Source organism: Quadrisphaera sp. KR29, from assembly GCF_052644995.1.
Genome location: NZ_JBQXXG010000001.1, coordinates 110,833 through 127,154, shown reverse-complemented (window position 1 = coordinate 127,154; position 16,322 = coordinate 110,833). Strand labels below are relative to the sequence as shown.

Genomic DNA, 16,322 nt, shown 5'->3' with positions numbered 1-16,322 from the left:
CGGTGAGCCTGCACGCAGCGGTGGACCTGGGGGCCTCCAGCGGCCGCGTCATGCTCGGTGAGGTGGCCCCCGGCCACCTCGCCCTGGTCGAGGCGGCGCGCTTCCGCAACGGCGGCGTCGAGGTGCCGACCGGGGCCGGTGTGCTGGACACCGCCATCCACTGGGACGTGCTCGGCCTGTGGCAGGACGCCCTCGCCGGGCTGCGCCGCGCCGGCGAGCTGGCGGCGCAGCTGCCCGGTGGGCGCGCGGGGACCGTCGAGACGGTCGGCGTGGACACCTGGGCGGTGGACTACGCGCTGCTCGCCCCCGACGGGTCCCTGCTGGGCGACCCGCGCTCCTACCGCGACGGGCGCACCACCGGCCTCATGGAGGCGCTCGACGCCCGCATCGCCCCCGAGCGCCTCTACGCGCGCAACGGCCTGCAGCGCCTGCCCTTCACCACGCTCTACCAGCTGCTGGCCGAGGCCCGCGGTCCGCACCTGGACCGGGCGAGCACGCTGCTGCTGCTGCCCGACCTGCTCGGGTACTGGCTGTCCGGCCACGTGGGCGCGGAGTCGACCAACGCCTCCACCACGGGCCTGGCCGACGTGCGCAGCGGCCGCTGGGCGCCGGACCTCGTGGCCCTCGCCGGGATCGACCCCGGCCTGCTGCCGCCCGTGCACGACGCGGGCCGCGTCCTCGGCGGGCTGCGCCCGGCGGTGGCCGCCGCCACCGGGCTGGACGAGGCGCAGCTCGTCGCCGTCGGCAGCCACGACACCGCCTCGGCCGTCGTCGCCGTGCCCGCCACCACCGAGCGGTTCGCCTACATCGCCTGCGGCACCTGGGGGCTGGTCGGCGTGGAGCTGCCCGAGCCGGTGACCACGCCGGAGAGCCTGGCCGCCGGCTTCACCAACGAGCGCGGCGTGGACGGGCGCGTCAGGTACCTTCACAACGTCATGGGCCTGTGGGTGCTGCAGGGCTGCCTGGCCGACTGGCGCCTCGGCGCCGCCGCGCTGCCCGGCCTGCTCGAGGCCGCGGCCGCCGAGCGCGGCGGGGTGGTGGTCGACGTCGACGCCCCGGCGTTCCTCGCCCCGCCCGGCGCCGACCGCCCCATGGTCGCGCGCGTCCAGGAGGCCGCCCGCGCCAGCAGGCAGCAGGTGCCGGAGTCCCGGCCCGCCGTCGTGAGGTGCGTGCTCGACAGCCTGGCCGCGGCCTTCGCCCGCGCCGTGGACGACGCCGCGCGCCTGTCCGGGCGGGCCGTCGACGTGGTGCACCTGGTCGGCGGCGGAGCCCGCAACGCCCTGCTGTGCCAGCTCACCGCCGACGCCTGCCGCCGCCCCGTCCTCGCCGGCCCCGTGGAGGCGACCGCGCTCGGCAGCGTGCTCGTGCAGGCGCGGTCGGTGGGGACGCTGTCGGGCGAGCTCGAGGACCTGCGCGCGCTCGTGGCCGACACGCACGAGCTCGTCCGCCACGACCCCCGCTGACCCGGCGCGAGGGCGGCGACGGGTTGGCGGGAAGGCGCACGAGGGCCAGGCTGAGCGGATGAGCACGCGGCGCCACTGGGTCCCGGTCCGCTCGGAGCTGGTGTGGGAGGTGCTGTGCGACGCGTGGAACTACCCGGTGTTCGTGGTCGGCGCCGCCCACATGCGCGCCGTCGAGGGTGACTGGCCCACCGCCGGCGCGGTCCTGCACCACTCCTTCGGCGCGTGGCCGCTGATGCAGCGGGGCACCACGACCCTCGACGCCGTGGTGCCCGGGGAGCGCCTGGAGCTGACGGCGAGGGGGTGGCCGCTGGGCGAGGCCCGGGTGGTCATCTCCCTGCTCGGCAGGGGTGACGGCACGGTGGTCACGATCGAGGAGGACGCCGTCGCCGGCCCCGGCCGGTGGGTGCCCCGCCCCCTGCGCGCGGCCGTCATCGGGCTGCGCAACAAGGAGGTGCTCGCACGCCTGGAGGACCTGGCGGTCGGCCGTCTCGACGCCCCTCCTGACGCTGAGCGGGCAGCCGGCGAGGCGTCGGAGACCGCCGGCTGACGCCTCGCCGACCCCTCCTGCCGCTCAGGACGACGAGGCGGCGACCTCCTCCAGGGCCCGCTCCACGGCCTGCAGCAGCGGGGTCCCCGCCGGGACGCTGCCGGGCGCGGACGCCGAGAGCGCCATGGCGCGCACGCTGCGCTCCAGCAGCGGCGCGATCCGCCGGGCCGCCTCGCCGTCGTCCTCCCCCACCCCGGCGCCCACGAGGGCCGGGGCCACCGCGTCCCACGCGCGGGCGTCGTCGAGGAGGTCGCGCACCGAGGAGTCCAGCCCCACGGGCGCGCTCACCGCGCCCAGCGCCGCGGCGAGCGGCAGGGAGAAGGCGTGCTCGCCGCTGCCGGTCCGGACCGGGGCGCTGCCGTCGGGCAGGTGGACGAGGGCGCGGGCGCCGGGGGGCACGACGACGTGGAGGTGCCAGGTCCCTCCCTCGACGCGCCAGGCGACCTCGGCCCGGCCGTAGGGGGTGTCGTGCCAGGCCGACGCGCGGGTCAGGCCCCCGCCGGGGCGCGGGGCCACGACGAGCTCGCGGTAGCCCGCCGAGCCCGGGTCCGCCGCCGGGTCCGCCGCCGGCGCGAGCCCTGCGAGGGTGCGGTGCATCCAGTCGGCCACGGCGCCGAGGGCGTAGTGGTTGAACGACGTCATCTCGCCGGGGTTGATGGTGCCGTCGGGCAGCATCGAGTCCCAGCGCTCCCACACCGTGGTCGCGCCCATCGTCACCGGGTAGAGCCAGCTGGGCACCCGCCGCTGCAGGAGCAGGCGGTGCGCCACCTCGACGTGACCGGTCAGGGTCAGCGCGTCGGTGACCAGGGGGGTCCCGACGAAGCCGGTGCTGATCCTGAAGCCGGAGGTGCGGACGAGGTCGGCCAGTCGGTCGCCGGCGTGCTGGCGGGCGCTGGGCGGCAGCAGGTCCCAGCAGATGGCCACCGCGTACACGGTCGGGCAGTCCGACAGCACCCGCCCGGCACCGGTGACGTACTCGGCGACGAAGGCCTCGCGGACGCGCTGCGCGACGCCCGACCAGTGGGCGGCGTCGTCGTCGCGGCCCAGCACCCGCGCGGTCCGCGCCAGCAGGTCCGCACCGCGGGCGAGGTGGGCGGTGGCGATGACGTCGGGGTCGGCCTGCGCGGCGGCCGCGTCGTCGGGGGGCGCGGTCGGGTCGAGCCAGTCGCCGAACTGGAACCCGCCCGACCACAGCAGGTCCTCACCGGCCTCCCGCAGGAGCCGCTCCACCCAGGCCACCATGCTGGGCCACTGCCGGGCGAGCACCCCGGTGTCGCCCGTGCGCTCGAAGACCACCCAGGGGACGACGACTCCCGCGTCGCCCCAGGCCGCTGCCGGCACCGGTGCGCCGTCGGAGCCGAAGACGCCGGGCCCGGACAGGACGTCGGGGACGACGAACGGCACCGCGCCGTCCACCTGCTCGGCGGCGACGTCCTTGAGCCAGCTGGTCCAGAAGCCGCCCGAGCGGGTGAGGAAGGAGGCGGTGGGGCTGAACACCTGCGCGTCCCCCGTCCACCCGAGGCGCTCGTCGCGCTGCGGGCAGTCCGTGGGGACGTCGACGGCGTTGCCCTGCCATCCGCGCAGCACGTTGGCGTGCAGCTGGCCGAGCAGCGGCTCGGAGCAGGAGAAGCCGCCGGCCGGCTCCAGGTCGGAGGTGATGACGACGCCCTCGACGTCGTCGGCGGTGAGCCGGGCGACCCACGCCGGGCCGGAGACCTCCGCGTAGCGGAAGCCGTGGAAGGTGAAGCGCGGCTCGAGGACCTGCTCGCCGGTGCCGCCGTCCCGCGCGGCGCCGGCCAGGTCGTAGGTGTCGGTGGCCCTCGCGGTGCGCAGCGGGCGCACCCCGAGCGCTCCGTGCTCGAGCACCTCGGCCTGCCGCACGACGACGCGGTCGCCCTCCTGGGCGCCCAGCTGCGGGCGGACCCGCACGCGCAGGTGCCCGACGACGTTCTCGCCGAGGTCGACGCGCACCGTCGTCTGACCCGGCTCGGCGCCGGTGCCCGGCGCGTCGAGCACCCGGACGCCGGTGGGGCGGACGGTGCGCACGGCGCGCACGGGAGCCGAGTCGGCGGCGACCAGCTCGGCCGCCGGCAGGGGGAGCTCGGTGACCGGCGCCCAGGTGGAGTCGTCGAAGCCGGGTCGCAGCCAGGAGCTGTCGCGCAGGCGCTGGTCGACGTGCTCGCCGTCGTAGAGGTCGTCCTCGAGCACCTCGCCGGGGCTGGTGCGCCAGCTGCCGTCGGTGACGACGCGCTCGACGGCGCCGTCGGCGTAGGTGAGCTCGAGCTGGGCGAGCAGGGCGCGCTGCGTGCCGTACAGCGCGCGGCGCCCGCCCCAGGCGAGGCGGCCGCGCCACCAGCCGTTGCCGAGCAGGGCCCCGACCGCGTTCTCGCCCTCGACGAGCAGGCCGGTGACGTCGTGGGTGCGGTAGCGCAGGCGGGCCCGGTAGGCCGTCCACCCCGGCGCAAGCAGCTCGTCGCCGACGCGGCGTCCGTTGACGTGGGCCTCGACCAGGCCCAGGGCCGTCAGGTGCAGCCGCGCGCGGACCAGGCCGGCGCGGACGGTGAAGGCGCGGCGCACCCGCGGCGCGGGCGAGGGCACCGGCGCCCCGGGCTCCCCGGCGGGGTCTGCGGTGACCGGGACCGCGCTCCAGTCCTCGCGGTGCAGCAGGCCGGCCTCGACGGGCTCGGGCGCGGACCACGGCGAGGTCGCGCCGTCGGCGCCCGTGGTGCGGACCTGCACCAGCACCCGCTGGCGGCTGGCCAGCGGCGCGAAGGGCCACGGCACGAGCACCTGGTCGGGCGACTCGACCGGGTCGGCGGTGGCGGTGGCGGCACCCCGGTCGTCGACGAGGCGCAGCTCGTAGCGGGCCTGGACCCAGTCGCGGGGGCCGGGTGCCACCTGCCAGGACAGCCGTGGGGAGGCCTCACCGGTGCCGAGCGCCTCGCCGGGCCGCTGGTGCTCCACCCGCAGGGCGAGCACGCGGGGTGCCTTCGCCCGGGGGGCCACGGCCTGCGGGGCCCCGGCCTGCAGGGCGCTGGGCCCAGGGGTGGTCGCTGCCTGGTCCGTCGTCATCGACGCGCCTCACCGTCTCGCTTTGGAACGTTTCATTCGGACCCTACGGCGAGCGGGCCACCCGTGTCGACCCCGGGCGGCCGTGCGCGCCCCGGGGCGGCACGAGGCGGCACTCCCGGTCCCCGCGGGTGCCTCCGCTCCGGCACGAGACGTCGGGGTCCCGGCAGGCGGTGTCGGAACCCCGGCGCGGTGTGCCGGAAGCACGTCGCAGTTCCGACACGCCGCGGCAGGGTTCCGACACCTCGCGGCAGGGGCGGGTCTCCCGGGCCGCGGGCAGCACCAGTCGGGCGCCTCGGCCGACTCCTCGCCGACGACGGCAGGGGCCGCGGATCAGGTCGGGCGGCCCGGGGACGGGAGCGCCGCGTGCAGCGCGGTCACCACGGGCATGTCGGCCGGCAGCCAGGCCACCCCGCCCACCCAGTCCTCCACGTCGAGCCAGCGCAGCGCGTCGTGGTCCTCCAGCGGCCGGGGCCGCCCGGCCTCCACCTGCGCCCACCACACCCGCATGACGCCCACGCCGGGCAGCGGCCACACGCCCTCGCCGGCGTACAGCCCGCCGGTGCCCTCGCCGGCGTGCGGCACCAGCTCCGCCCCGAGGCGCACCGCGACGCCCAGCTCCTCGCGCAGCTCGCGGCGCAGCGCGTCGGTCGGCGCCTCGCCCGGCTCGACCTTGCCGCCCGGCAGCTCCCAGCCCCCGGCCAGCGCCGACGGCCGGCTCCGGCGGGCCGCCAGCAGCCGGCGGGGCGCCGCCAGGTCGTCGACCAGCGCGGCGCCCACCACCAGCAGCGGAGCGCTCGTCAGGCCGCCTCGACCGGCAGGGACGTGCGGCCCCCGGGGTGCCCGACGTCGGTGGAGGCGAAGTGGCAGGCGACCTGGTGGCCGGGCCCACCGCCCTCCTTCTCCACCAGCGGGGGCTCGGTGGTCGCGCAGACCTCCTGCGCCTTCCAGCACCGGGTGCGGAACCGGCAGCCCGACGGCGGGTCGAGCGGCGAGGGCACGTCGCCCTCGAGCACGATCCGCTCCTTCGCCGCCGTGCGCGCCACCTCGGGGTCCGCCGACGGCGCCGCCGACAGCAGCGCCTGCGTGTAGGGGTGCATCGGGCGGTCGTAGATGTCGTCCTTGGGACCGATCTCGACGATCTTGCCGAGGTACATCACCGCTACGCGGTCGGAGATGTGGCGGACCACCGACAGGTCGTGGGCGATGAACATGTAGGCGATGCCCAGCTCGGCCTGCAGGTCCTCCAGCAGGTTGACGATGCCGGCCTGCACCGACACGTCCAGCGCGGAGACCGGCTCGTCCAGGACGAGCAGCTTGGGCCCCAGGGCGAGCGCGCGGGCGATGCCGATGCGCTGGCGCTGACCGCCGGAGAACTCGTGCGGGTAGCGGTTGCCGTGCTCCGGCGAGAGGCCCACCAGCTGCAGCAGCTCGCGCACGCGCTCCTTGCGCGCCGCCTTGTCGGGCAGCGTGCCGTGGATGACCAGCGGCTCGCCGATGATGTCGTTGACCGGCAGCCGGGGGTTGAGCGAGGCGTACGGGTCCTGGAAGACGATCTGCAGGTCGCGCCGGACCGGCCGCAGGTCCTTCTCGGGCAGGCCGATGAGCTCCTTGCCGTCGAAGCGGACCGAGCCCGACGTCGGCGTGTGCAGCTGCAGCAGCGCCCGGCCCGTCGTCGACTTCCCGCACCCGGACTCCCCCACGACGCCGAGGGTCTCCCCGGCGTCGAGGCTGAAGCTCACCCCGGAGACGGCCTGGACGTGGTTGACCACGCGCTGGATGACGCCTCCGCCGCGGACGGGGAAGTTCATGACCAGGTCGCGGACGTCGAGCAGGTGCGCGTCGCGCTCGGCGTCGGTGGGGCGGACCGGGTCCTGGGCGGTGTGGAGCTGGCTCACGAGCTGACCTCGCTCTCGGCGCGGAAGAAGCGGGTGGCGTCCTCGGCCGCCAGCAGCTCGTCGCTGTGGTGGCACGCCGCGAGGTGGTCGCCCGAGACGAACGGCAGCGCGCGGCCGGCGGCGGGGACGCCGCCCGCGGGGACGCCGGCGGCGGAGGCGCCGGCGGCGGAGGCGCCGCGGTGGACCAGGTCGGGCTCGGCGGCCCGGCAGTCCTCGCGCACCAGCGGGCAGCGCGGCCCGAAGGGGCACCCGCGGGGCAGGGAGATCAGCGACGGCGGCGCGCCGGCGATCGGCCGCAGGCGCTCCCCGGCGTGGCTGCCCTCCGCCGAGGGCGTGGAGCCGAGCAGCCCCGCGGTGTAGGGCATCAGCGGGCGGGAGAAGACCTCCCGCGTGCTCCCGACCTCCACCGGCGTGCCGGCGTACATGACGAGCACCCTGTCGGCGACCTGCGCGATGACGCCCAGGTCGTGGGTGATGAAGACGATCGCGGCGCCGACGGCGTCCTTGACGGACATGAGCGTGTCGAGCACCTGCGCCTGCACCGTCACGTCCAGGGCGGTGGTCGGCTCGTCCGCGATGACGACGTCGGGGTCGTTGATGATCGCCATGGCGATCATCGCCCGCTGCCGCATGCCGCCGGAGAACTCGTGCGGGTAGGCGCGCAGCCGGGCCTCGGCCTGGGGGATGCCGACGAGGTCCAGCATCTCCTTGGCGCGCTTCATCGCGACCTTCTGCGGGACGGCGCTGTGGGAGCGCACCGCCTCGGCCAGCTGGTCGCCGACGGTGAAGACCGGGTTCATCGCGGTCATCGGGTCCTGGAAGATCATGCTGACCCGCCGGCCCCGCAGCCCGCGCTGCTGGCGGGCGCTCATGGAGAGCACGTCGTCGCCGCGGAAGAGGATGCGGCCGGTGATCTTCGCGCTGCGCGGCAGCAGCCCCATGACCGCCATCGAGGACACGGACTTGCCCGACCCGGACTCCCCCACGATGCCGAGCACCTCGCGGGGGGCGACGGCGTAGGACATGCCGCGCACCGCGCGCACCACGCCGTCCTCGGTGGGGAAGGAGACGCTCAGGTCCTGCACCTGCAGCACCGGCTGCTCGGCCTGGCCGTGGCCCCCCGACGCTGCTGCACCGTGCTCCCGCTCGCCCGCGGCGTGCGCCCCGGAAGCCTGCCCCGGCTGCTGGGCGGCGCTCACGAGCGCACCCGTGCCTGGCGCGGGTCGAAGGCGTCGCGCAGGCCGTCGCCGATGAAGTTGACCGACAGGGCGATCAGCACGATGAACAGGCCGGGCCACCAGAACAGCCACGGCCTGGTGGTGAAGGCCGCTTCGTAGTTGCTGATGAGCAGGCCGAGGGAGGTCTCCGGCGGCCGGACTCCGAGGCCGAGGTAGCTCAAGGCGCTCTCCACGAGGATCGCGACGGCGATGGTCAGCGTGGCGGACACGATGATGACGCCGAGGCTGTTGGGCAGGATGTGCTTGAAGATGATGCGCGTGCTGGAGGCGCCCATCGCGCGCGCGGCCTCGACGAACTCCTTCTCGCGCAGCGAGAGGAAGCTGCCCCGCACGAGGCGGGCCAGCGAGGTCCACAGGATGACGCCGAGCACGGCACCGAACAGGAAGATCGGCAGCGCGCCGAAGCGGCGGCCGAGGACGGCACCGATGACGATCACCGGGATGGTGATGAAGACGTCGGTCACGCGCATGAGCAGCGCGTCGACCCAGCCGCGGTAGTAGCCGGCCAGGGCCCCCACCAGGGTGCCGATGACCGTGGCGACCACGCCGACGACGAACGCGATGATCAGCGACCGCTGCGCGCCGCGCATGGTGAGGGCGAAGTAGTCGATGCCGATGTTGTCCTGGCCGAAGGGGTGGTCGCCCCAGGCCAGGCCGTCACCGTCGAGCCACGGCACGAGGTCGAGCGTGGGCCGGCCACCGCCGACGATCGGGTTGGGCTGGGTGTAGCTGTACCCCCACCAGCCGGGGATCCCGGCGAACCCGATGGAGGTGAAGGCCAGCACGACGACGAAGAGCAGCACCGCCATGCCGCCCAGCGCCCCGCGGTGGCGCAGGAAGCGGCGGCGGACCAGCTGCCCCTGGGACAGCGCGACGACGGAGAGGCCGGAGGCGTCGCCCGCGTCGCCGCCGGCGCCGGGACCGCCGGGCTCGCCGGCGGTGGTGCGGGGGTCGGTCGTGGTCATGAGAGGCGGATCCTCGGGTCGAGGTAGGCGTAGACCAGGTCGGCCACGATGTTGAGCACGAGCACCGCCGCGGCGGCGACGACGAAGAAGGCCATCACCGGCGGCGGGTCGACGGTGTAGACGCCCTCGATGAACAGCGAGCCCATGCCGCGCCACCCGAAGATGCGCTCGGTGATGACGGCGCCGCCGACGACGGCGGCGAAGTCGAGGGCCACCAGCGTCGTGACGGGGATCAGCGCGTTGCGGAAGGCGTGGCGCATGATCACCGTGCGCTCGGTCAGGCCCTTGGCGCGCGCGGTGCGCACGAAGTCCTGGTTCATCGTCTCGAGCATGCTCGAGCGCGTGTAGCGCGTGTACTGGGCGAAGGAGATGAGCACCAGCGTGACGCTCGGCAGCACCAGGTGGGTGAGCGTGTCGAGGGTGGTCTCCCAGAGGGTGCCGCTGAAGTTCGGCGTGTTGGAGCCGATGGTCGCGATCGGGCGTCCCAGCGAGGAGGTCACGTAGCCGGGCCAGGCGTACATGAGCCAGTCGACGAAGCTCAGCAGCGCCACCACGGCGGCGGAGAGCACCGCCGCCCGCGCCGCCCGGCTCCTGTCGATGCCGCCGATGCCCGCCCCCACGCCGCCGGCCACCACGAGGGTCAGCGCGAACAGGCCCAGCAGCAGCGGCCACGTCGGGTCTCCCAGGACCCCGACCGTGGCGACGTAGATGATGATCCCCACGACGGCGCCGGCGAGCGAGGCGATGAGCACGCGGCGGGCGGCCAGGCCGGAGACGAGGGCGGTGACGCCGACCGCGGCCGCCAGGCCGAGCAGCGCGACGCCGACGGGGCCCAGGGCGGGGCGCGCGAGGAAGCCGGTCTGGGAGACCACCAGCAGGACGGCCGCGACGACGACGGCGCCCGCGGCGAAGGCCGCGCTGCGCCGCGCCCAGGACCTGCCGCCGACGAGGCTGACGGCGAAGAGGCCGCCGAGCAGGGCCAGCACCAGCAGGACCGGCAGCGGCACCACGGGGTCGCCCAGCCAGTCGTTGAACGCGATGGCGCCGAACTGCTTGAGCAGCACCGCAGCCCAGAAGATGGGCAGGGAGTAGAAGACGAACGAGAAGAACGTGATCGTGTAGTCGAAGCTGGAGTACTGGCGCAGCGCCGAGACGATGCCCACGGCCACGCCCGTGACGATGGCGAGCACGGTGGCCAGGAGGACCAGCCGCAGGGTGCTGCCCAGCGCCAGGCCGAGCAGCGGGCCGACGGCCTGCCCGGTGCGGGTCACGCCGAGGGTCCCCTGGCCCCACAGGAAGCTGACGAAGCCCCCGAGCCAGTCGAAGTAGCGCAGCACGACGGGCGTGTCCAGCTGCATGATCTCGGTGCGCGAGGCGATGCGCGCCGCGCGGTCACCGGGGTCGGTGATGCCGTACAGGTCCTCCAGGGGGTCGCCGGCGTTGGCGACCAGGAGGTACATGAGGAAGGTGGCGACGAAGAAGACGCCGACCGAGATCAGCAGGCGCCTCAGCACGAAAGCGACCACGGGTGGGGTACCCCTTTGCGGACGAGGGTCCGGACGAGCAGGCTGGCCGTCTCCCCCGCAGGTGCGCCTCAGCCGTGCGGGGCGCACGCGAGCGTGCGCCCCGCCGACCAAGGTTGCTCCTCACCCCGACGGCGCGTCGAGGCGGGGGTGGCAGCGCCCGTCCTGAGGACGGGACCGGCCGCGGGCCGTGCCCCGCCGAGGGGGCCGGCCCGCGGCGCGGGTCACGACTGCTGGGCCACCGCCCAGGTGTCGTCGTTCCACGTCTGCTGGCTCTGCGCGGGCTGGAAGGACGGGCCCGTCACGTTGGTGCTGTTGGCCTGCAGGCCCGGGAAGGTGAAGACCGGGATGGTCGCCACGTCGTCCCACAGGATCTTCTCGATCTGCGCGATCGTCTCGTCCTGCTGCGCCGTGTCGGTCTGCGTCAGCAGGGTGGCGGTCAGCTGGTCGACCTGCGGGTTGGAGTACTTGCCGTTGTTGTTGCCGCCGCCGGTGACGTAGGTCGAGGCGGAGGAGGAGACCAGCGGCGAGCCCGACCACGCGAAGAGGGCGACGTCGAAGTTGCCGGCGGCCAGGCCGTTGCCGAAGAAGTCCTCCTGGCCGGCGTCCTGGATGTTGAAGCCGGCCTGGTCGCAGGAGGCCTTGATCAGGGCGACGGCGTCGGTGCGGCGCTGGTTCGGGGTCTGGTAGCCGATGCGCACGGTGGTGCCGGCTGCGCCCTTGGAGTCCAGGATCTGCTTGGCCTCAGCGATGTTCGGCTGGTCGTACTGGCCGGTGTAGGAGGCCTGCACGACCTGGTCGTAGCCCTCCTGGAAGGCCAGCTTGAAGCGGGCGTTGAGGACGGTGGCGTTCTCGTTGACCGGCTTGATGAGGTTGTCGACGATCTGCTGGCGCGGCACGCACAGCGCGAAGGCGCGGCGCAGGTCGGCGTCGGCCATGACCCCGGCGAAGTTCGGGTCGAGGTGCTCGAAGGTGTACTCGTCGGCCTGGTCGATCTTGACCGAGTCACCGATGGCCTGCAGCTGGGCCAGGATGTCCTGCGCCGGCTGCGGGCGCGCCACCTGGATCTCGCCGTTGGCCAGGGCCTGCGCCTGGGCGGTGGCGTCGATGAAGCGGATGACGATGGTCCCGGTCTTGGCCGGGGTGCCCCAGTACTCCTCGTTCGCGGTCAGCGTGATCGACTGACCGGCCTGCCAGGAGTCGATCTTGTAGGGGCCCGAGGACAGCCAGTTGTCGGCGTCCACGGTGCCCGGGGTGCCGATGAAGCCCGTGTTGTAGAAGTCCGCCAGCGCCGCGACCTGCTCGGCGTTGTTGCTCGTGAGCGCGCCGATGAGGTCGTCCACGCCCGCCTGCTGGGCGACGATGTGCGCCGGCATGATCGAGCCGGCACCGAACATGCCGGCCCAGTCGGCGAAGGGCTGGGCGTAGGTGATCGTCGCCTGCTTGTCACCGGCGGCGCACTCGGGGGTGTTCATGTCCTCGTAGCCGGTGGTGCCGGCCGAGGAGAAGCCCGAGAGCGGGTTGCCGTCCTCGTCGGTCTCGGTCGAGGTGAACTTCCCGGAGTTGGCGGCCCAGGTGAGCATGAGGTCGTCGCAGTCGATCGGCTCGCCGTCGGACCACGCGGCGTCGTCCGCGAACGTGTACTGGATGGTGAGCGGGTCCTCGCTGGTCTGCTCCACGGTGCCGAACTCGGCGTCGTCCTCGATGCCGCCGTCCGGGCCGAAGTCCCAGAAGCCGCCCAGCACGTTGTTCAGCACGACGGTGTTCTGCACCGCGTTCTGGTCGGCGGTGTTGTTGTTGTAGGAGTTGAACTCCTGCTCGTGGGCCACGGTGATGGTGGCGTTGCTGGTCCCCGAGGAGCTGTCACCGCCTCCGGATCCGGAGCCGCCGGAACCGCCGCGGTCGGCGGAGCAGCCGGAGATGACGAGTGCTCCGCCGACCAGGAGGGTCAGCGCAGCGGTTGTTCTGCGGGTGGTGATCACGCGGGGAGGACCCTTCGTCGGGCGTCTCGGCTCGGGCTCGCGGCAGGTCGTGCCACCCGGCCCGTTTGGACGGCTCACTCCACCCCGCGGCTCGCCCTCCTGGCAAGCCGGGTGGCAGCGCCGGAGGACTGCCGTTACCGATTCGCAACCGTGCGGCCACCCGCGCCGCACAGCCCGTTCACAGGTTGATCACCCTCGGTGGGCCGCCCCGGCGCGCGTTCCACCGGCGGCGGCCGCCTCCCGCCGGGTGCGCCGGCGGGCCCGCAGCAGCTCCACCGCCACCGGCAGCACCGAGACGAGCACGATGAGGATGAGGATGACCTCGATGTTGTCCCGCACGAAGGCGATCCCGCCCAGCAGGTAGCCCAGCGTGGTCACGCCGGCCCCCCACAGCACGCCCCCGGCGACGTTCCAGCCCACGAAGTGGCGGTAGTCCATGCGCCCGACGCCGGCGACGACGGGCACGAAGGTCCGCACCACGGGCACGAAGCGCGCCAGCAGCACCGCCCGGCCCCCGTACCTGTCGAAGAAGGCGTAGGCGTCCTCGACGTAGCGGGGCTTGAAGAACCGGGCGTCCTGGCGGCGGAAGACCGCGGGCCCCAGGCGGCGGCCGATGAGGTAGCCGCACTGGTCCCCCAGCACCGCCGCCAGCGGCACGAGCACCAGCGCCAGCCACAGCGGCACCTGCAGCACACCGGTGGCGATGAGCAGGCCGCCGGTGAAGAGCAGGGAGTCACCGGGCAGGAAGAAGCCCACGAGCAGGCCGGACTCGACGAAGACGATCGCCAGGATGCCGATGAAGCCCAGGGTCCGGATCAGCGTGTCGGGGTCCAGGAAGGAGGGGCCGAGCGCGAGGATCGGGGTCACGCCCGCCAGGCTAGGCGCCAGCGGAGGCCACCGGAGCCCCTTCGCGCCCGCCCGCAGCGCGACGGGGCGGCGACAGGGCGGCGCCGGCCCGTGCCGGGCGGCGCCACGGCCGTGTCCGCGCCGTCCCCCGTGTCCGGCGGTGCGGACTTCGGGAGGATCTGCGATTCCCCGGACGGTGACCGATCGATCACCTAGCGTCGTCGCCGTGTCCCGTACCGCTCGGCACCGCGCACCGGTGCGCCCCCTCGTCGACGTCAGCGCCGTGACCCGCGCCGTGGTCACCACCGGAGCGCTGGCCGCCGTCCCCGTCGTCGCCACCGCAGGTGCCGCGGCCGCGAGCGCCCCGGCGCTCTCGCACGCCGGCACCCCGGCCGCCAAGGCGGCCAGCACCCTGTCGGTGGCCGCCTCACCGGTCACCGCCAACGGGACGCTCGGCGGTGGCTCGGTGACCGTGCGCGCCGGCGACACGGTCTCCAAGATCGCCCGCGCGGCGGGCCTGAGCACGCAGGCGGTGCTGAGCGCCAACGGCCTGTCGTGGAGCTCGACCATCTACCCCGGCCAGGTGCTGGCCCTGCCCGGCGGCGCCGCGGCCCCGGCTGCTGCCCCGGCCCCGGCTGCTGCCCCGGCCCCCGCCGCTGCGCCGGCGCCGGCGCCGGAGACCAGCGCCGGGGAGACCGCCGTCGCGGAGGCCAAGAAGCACGTCGGCCTGGCCTACCGGTTCGGCGGGACGAGCCCGACCAGCGGCTTCGACTGCTCCGGGCTGGTGCAGTACGCCTACTCCAAGGTCGGGGTGGCGCTGCCGCGCACGTCAGCGGCCATGCGGGCCGCGGGGTACGCGGTCTCCGAGCCGCGCGTGGGCGACCTGGTGCTCTTCAAGAACTACGGCCACGTCGCCCTCTACGCGGGCGACGGCAAGATCATCGACTCGCCGCGCACCGGCGAGAGCGTCTCGGTCCGCCCGCTGTGGACCGACGACGTGCAGTTCCGCCGCGTCGCCTGAGCCAGGTCGCACGCCCCACCGGGGCGGCCGCCCTGGTGGGGCGTGCGACCTGGCGAGGGCGGGCAGGGCGGCGAGGGCGGGTGGGGCGGCTAGAACCGGAACGCCGCGACCTCGCGGCGCAGCGACGCGGCGCGCCCCGCGAGGTCGTCCACCGCTGACCGCGCCGCGCCCAGGGCCCGGCTGGTCTGCTCGGCCGCACCCGCCATGGTGCTGGCGCTGGTCGCGATGAGCTCGGCGCCGTCGGCCGCACCGCCGGCCGAGCGCGACATCTGCTGCGTGGTGGCGGTCTGCTCCTCCACCGCCGCGGCGATGGCGCCCTGGTGGGCCGAGATGGCGTCGATGACCTCACCGATGTCGGCGATGGCCCTGACCGCCCGCTCGGCGCCGTGCTGGATGGCCTGCACGCGCCGGGCGACGTCCTCGGTGGCCGACGCCGTCTCGCGGGCCAGCTCCTTGACCTCGGCGGCGACCACGGCGAAGCCCTTGCCGGCCTCCCCGGCGCGGGCGGCCTCGATGGTGGCGTTCAGGGCCAGCAGGTTGGTCTGCTCGGCGATCGAGCTGATCACCTTGACGACGTCGCCGATCTCCCGGCTCGCACCGCCCAGGCCGCTGACGGTCTCGGTCGCGGCGGCCGCGGCCTGCACGGCCGTGGCGGCCACGCGGGAGGCGTCGTCGGTGGAGCGCGCGATCCCCTGGATCGCCTCCCCCACCCGCGCGGTGCCGGCCGCGACGTCCTGCACCCCCGCGGAGACGCCCACGACGGCGTCGGCCACCGACCGCGACTGCGCACTGGTCTCCTCCGAGGAGGTGGCCAGCGCGGCGGTGGTGCCGCGCAGTTGCTCCGAGGAGCCGGCGACGGCGTCGGACTGCGACACCACCGCCGACAGCACCCCGCGCAGCGAGGCGAGGGCGCTGTCCAGGGCGGCGGCCGTGACGCCCAGCTCGTCGGCGCGGCGCAGGCCCGTCGAGCGGGTCAGGTCGCCGTCGGCGAGGGCGGTCACCACCTCGGTCAGCCTGCCCAGCGGCCGCGTCACCGACCGGGTGACCGCGAGGCCGAGCGCGACGAGCACGGCCACGGAGGCCAGGCCCGCTGCCAGCAGCGAGACGACGGCCCGGCGGAGCTGGTCGGCGACGTCCGAGGCCGCCGCCGCGGCCCGCTCGTGGACGGCGTCCCCCACGCCCGGCAGGGAGTCCTCCAGGGTGGCGAAGGCCTGCTGGAAGGTGCCGAAGCCGGCCAGGGCGGCCTGCGGGTCGGCCAGGGCGACCGAGGAGGCGTCGGCGGCGGCGGCGAGGTAGGCGTCCACGTCGGGCTGCACCAGCTCCAGCGCGGCGTCGACGTCGGGGCCCAGCCCGGCGGCCGCCACGGCGTCGAGGTGCGCCGTCAGGGTGCTGGAGTGCTCGGCCAGCTCGTCGGCAGCGGCCCGGCGCTCGCCGGGCTCGGCGGTGACGACCATGCGGAGCAGGTCGCTGCGCACGGCGTCGTGCATCATGTCGGCCCCGAGCGCGTCCTGGGTCGCGCGGTCAGCGCTCGCCATCGCCTCGACCTGGTCGCTGACCCTGGACAGGGCCGCCAGGGAGGAGCCGCCCACCGCCGCGGTGCCCACCGCGGCGACGGCCACGAGCGCCGTCAGCCGGGTGCCGAGCCGCAGGTCCGCCCACCTGGTCCCCACCGCGTCCGCCTCCTCGAGCTCGGGCGCCCTCTGCACCCGTCCCCCCGGTCATCGGGCGCGCGGCGGGCGCCCTTGAGCGCCAGCGGTCGGGGCCCGGGCG

General features: G+C 75.1%; 12 protein-coding genes. 3 read left to right on the top strand and 9 right to left on the bottom strand.

What is annotated here, in order from left to right:
- Positions 1-2: 2 nt before the first annotated feature.
- Entirely contained in the window at positions 3-1,463 is a 1,461-nt protein-coding gene (locus ACUN9U_RS00530; protein WP_445482967.1) for a rhamnulokinase, read from the top strand.
- Between the two features lie 58 nt (positions 1,464-1,521).
- Entirely contained in the window at positions 1,522-2,010 is a 489-nt protein-coding gene (locus tag ACUN9U_RS00525; RefSeq protein ID WP_445482966.1) for an SRPBCC family protein, read from the top strand.
- 24 nt (positions 2,011-2,034) lie between these two features.
- Here the strand turns inward: ACUN9U_RS00525 and ACUN9U_RS00520 are convergent, their stop codons facing one another.
- The 8 genes from ACUN9U_RS00520 to ACUN9U_RS00485 form a co-directional block, all read right to left on the bottom strand.
- Positions 2,035-5,082 carry a family 78 glycoside hydrolase catalytic domain gene (locus ACUN9U_RS00520; RefSeq protein WP_445482965.1) on the bottom strand — a complete coding sequence of 1,016 codons (3,048 nt, stop codon included), beginning with the start codon at positions 5,080-5,082 and terminating at the stop codon, positions 2,035-2,037.
- Positions 5,083-5,412: 330 nt separating this feature from the next.
- On the bottom strand, positions 5,413-5,862 hold the full coding sequence (locus tag ACUN9U_RS00515) for an NUDIX domain-containing protein (protein ID WP_445482964.1): 450 nt from the start codon (positions 5,860-5,862) through the stop codon (positions 5,413-5,415).
- Positions 5,863-5,879: 17 nt separating this feature from the next.
- Entirely contained in the window at positions 5,880-6,977 is a 1,098-nt protein-coding gene (locus tag ACUN9U_RS00510) for an ABC transporter ATP-binding protein (protein WP_445482963.1), read from the bottom strand.
- Entirely contained in the window at positions 6,974-8,176 is a 1,203-nt protein-coding gene (locus ACUN9U_RS00505; RefSeq protein ID WP_445482962.1) for an ABC transporter ATP-binding protein, read from the bottom strand. Before ACUN9U_RS00505 ends, ACUN9U_RS00510 begins: the two co-directional genes overlap by 4 nt.
- On the bottom strand, positions 8,173-9,180 hold the full coding sequence (locus tag ACUN9U_RS00500; protein WP_445482961.1) for an ABC transporter permease: 1,008 nt from the start codon (positions 9,178-9,180) through the stop codon (positions 8,173-8,175). The genes ACUN9U_RS00505 and ACUN9U_RS00500 overlap by 4 nt, the downstream gene beginning before the upstream one ends.
- Complete coding sequence (locus ACUN9U_RS00495) at positions 9,177-10,706, bottom strand: ABC transporter permease (RefSeq protein WP_445482960.1); 1,530 nt, start codon at positions 10,704-10,706, stop codon at positions 9,177-9,179. The genes ACUN9U_RS00500 and ACUN9U_RS00495 overlap by 4 nt, the downstream gene beginning before the upstream one ends.
- Positions 10,707-10,927: 221 nt before the next feature.
- Positions 10,928-12,685: an ABC transporter family substrate-binding protein gene (locus tag ACUN9U_RS00490; RefSeq protein ID WP_445482959.1), complete on the bottom strand. Its 1,758-nt coding sequence runs from the start codon at positions 12,683-12,685 to the stop codon at positions 10,928-10,930.
- Between the two features lie 189 nt (positions 12,686-12,874).
- On the bottom strand, positions 12,875-13,552 hold the full coding sequence (locus ACUN9U_RS00485) for a DedA family protein (RefSeq protein WP_445482958.1): 678 nt from the start codon (positions 13,550-13,552) through the stop codon (positions 12,875-12,877).
- Positions 13,553-13,757: 205 nt separating this feature from the next.
- Here ACUN9U_RS00485 and ACUN9U_RS00480 point away from each other — a divergent pair, with 205 nt between their 5' ends.
- Positions 13,758-14,552, top strand: a complete 795-nt coding sequence (locus ACUN9U_RS00480) for a C40 family peptidase (RefSeq protein ID WP_445482957.1) — start codon at positions 13,758-13,760, stop codon at positions 14,550-14,552.
- 89 nt (positions 14,553-14,641) lie between these two features.
- Here the strand turns inward: ACUN9U_RS00480 and ACUN9U_RS00475 are convergent, their stop codons facing one another.
- Positions 14,642-16,222, bottom strand: a complete 1,581-nt coding sequence (locus ACUN9U_RS00475; RefSeq protein ID WP_445482956.1) for a methyl-accepting chemotaxis protein — start codon at positions 16,220-16,222, stop codon at positions 14,642-14,644.
- Between the last annotated feature and the right edge of the window lie 100 nt (positions 16,223-16,322).

Bases quoted from the DNA above. Each gene is read 5' to 3' on its own strand.
- ACUN9U_RS00525 (WP_445482966.1), top strand. From the start codon at position 1,522: ATGAGCACGCGGCGCCACTGGGTCCCGGTCCGCTCGGAGCTGGTGTGG.
- ACUN9U_RS00520 (WP_445482965.1), bottom strand. From the start codon at position 5,082: ATGACGACGGACCAGGCAGCGACCACCCCTGGGCCCAGCGCCCTGCAG.
- ACUN9U_RS00500 (WP_445482961.1), bottom strand. From the start codon at position 9,180: ATGACCACGACCGACCCCCGCACCACCGCCGGCGAGCCCGGCGGTCCC.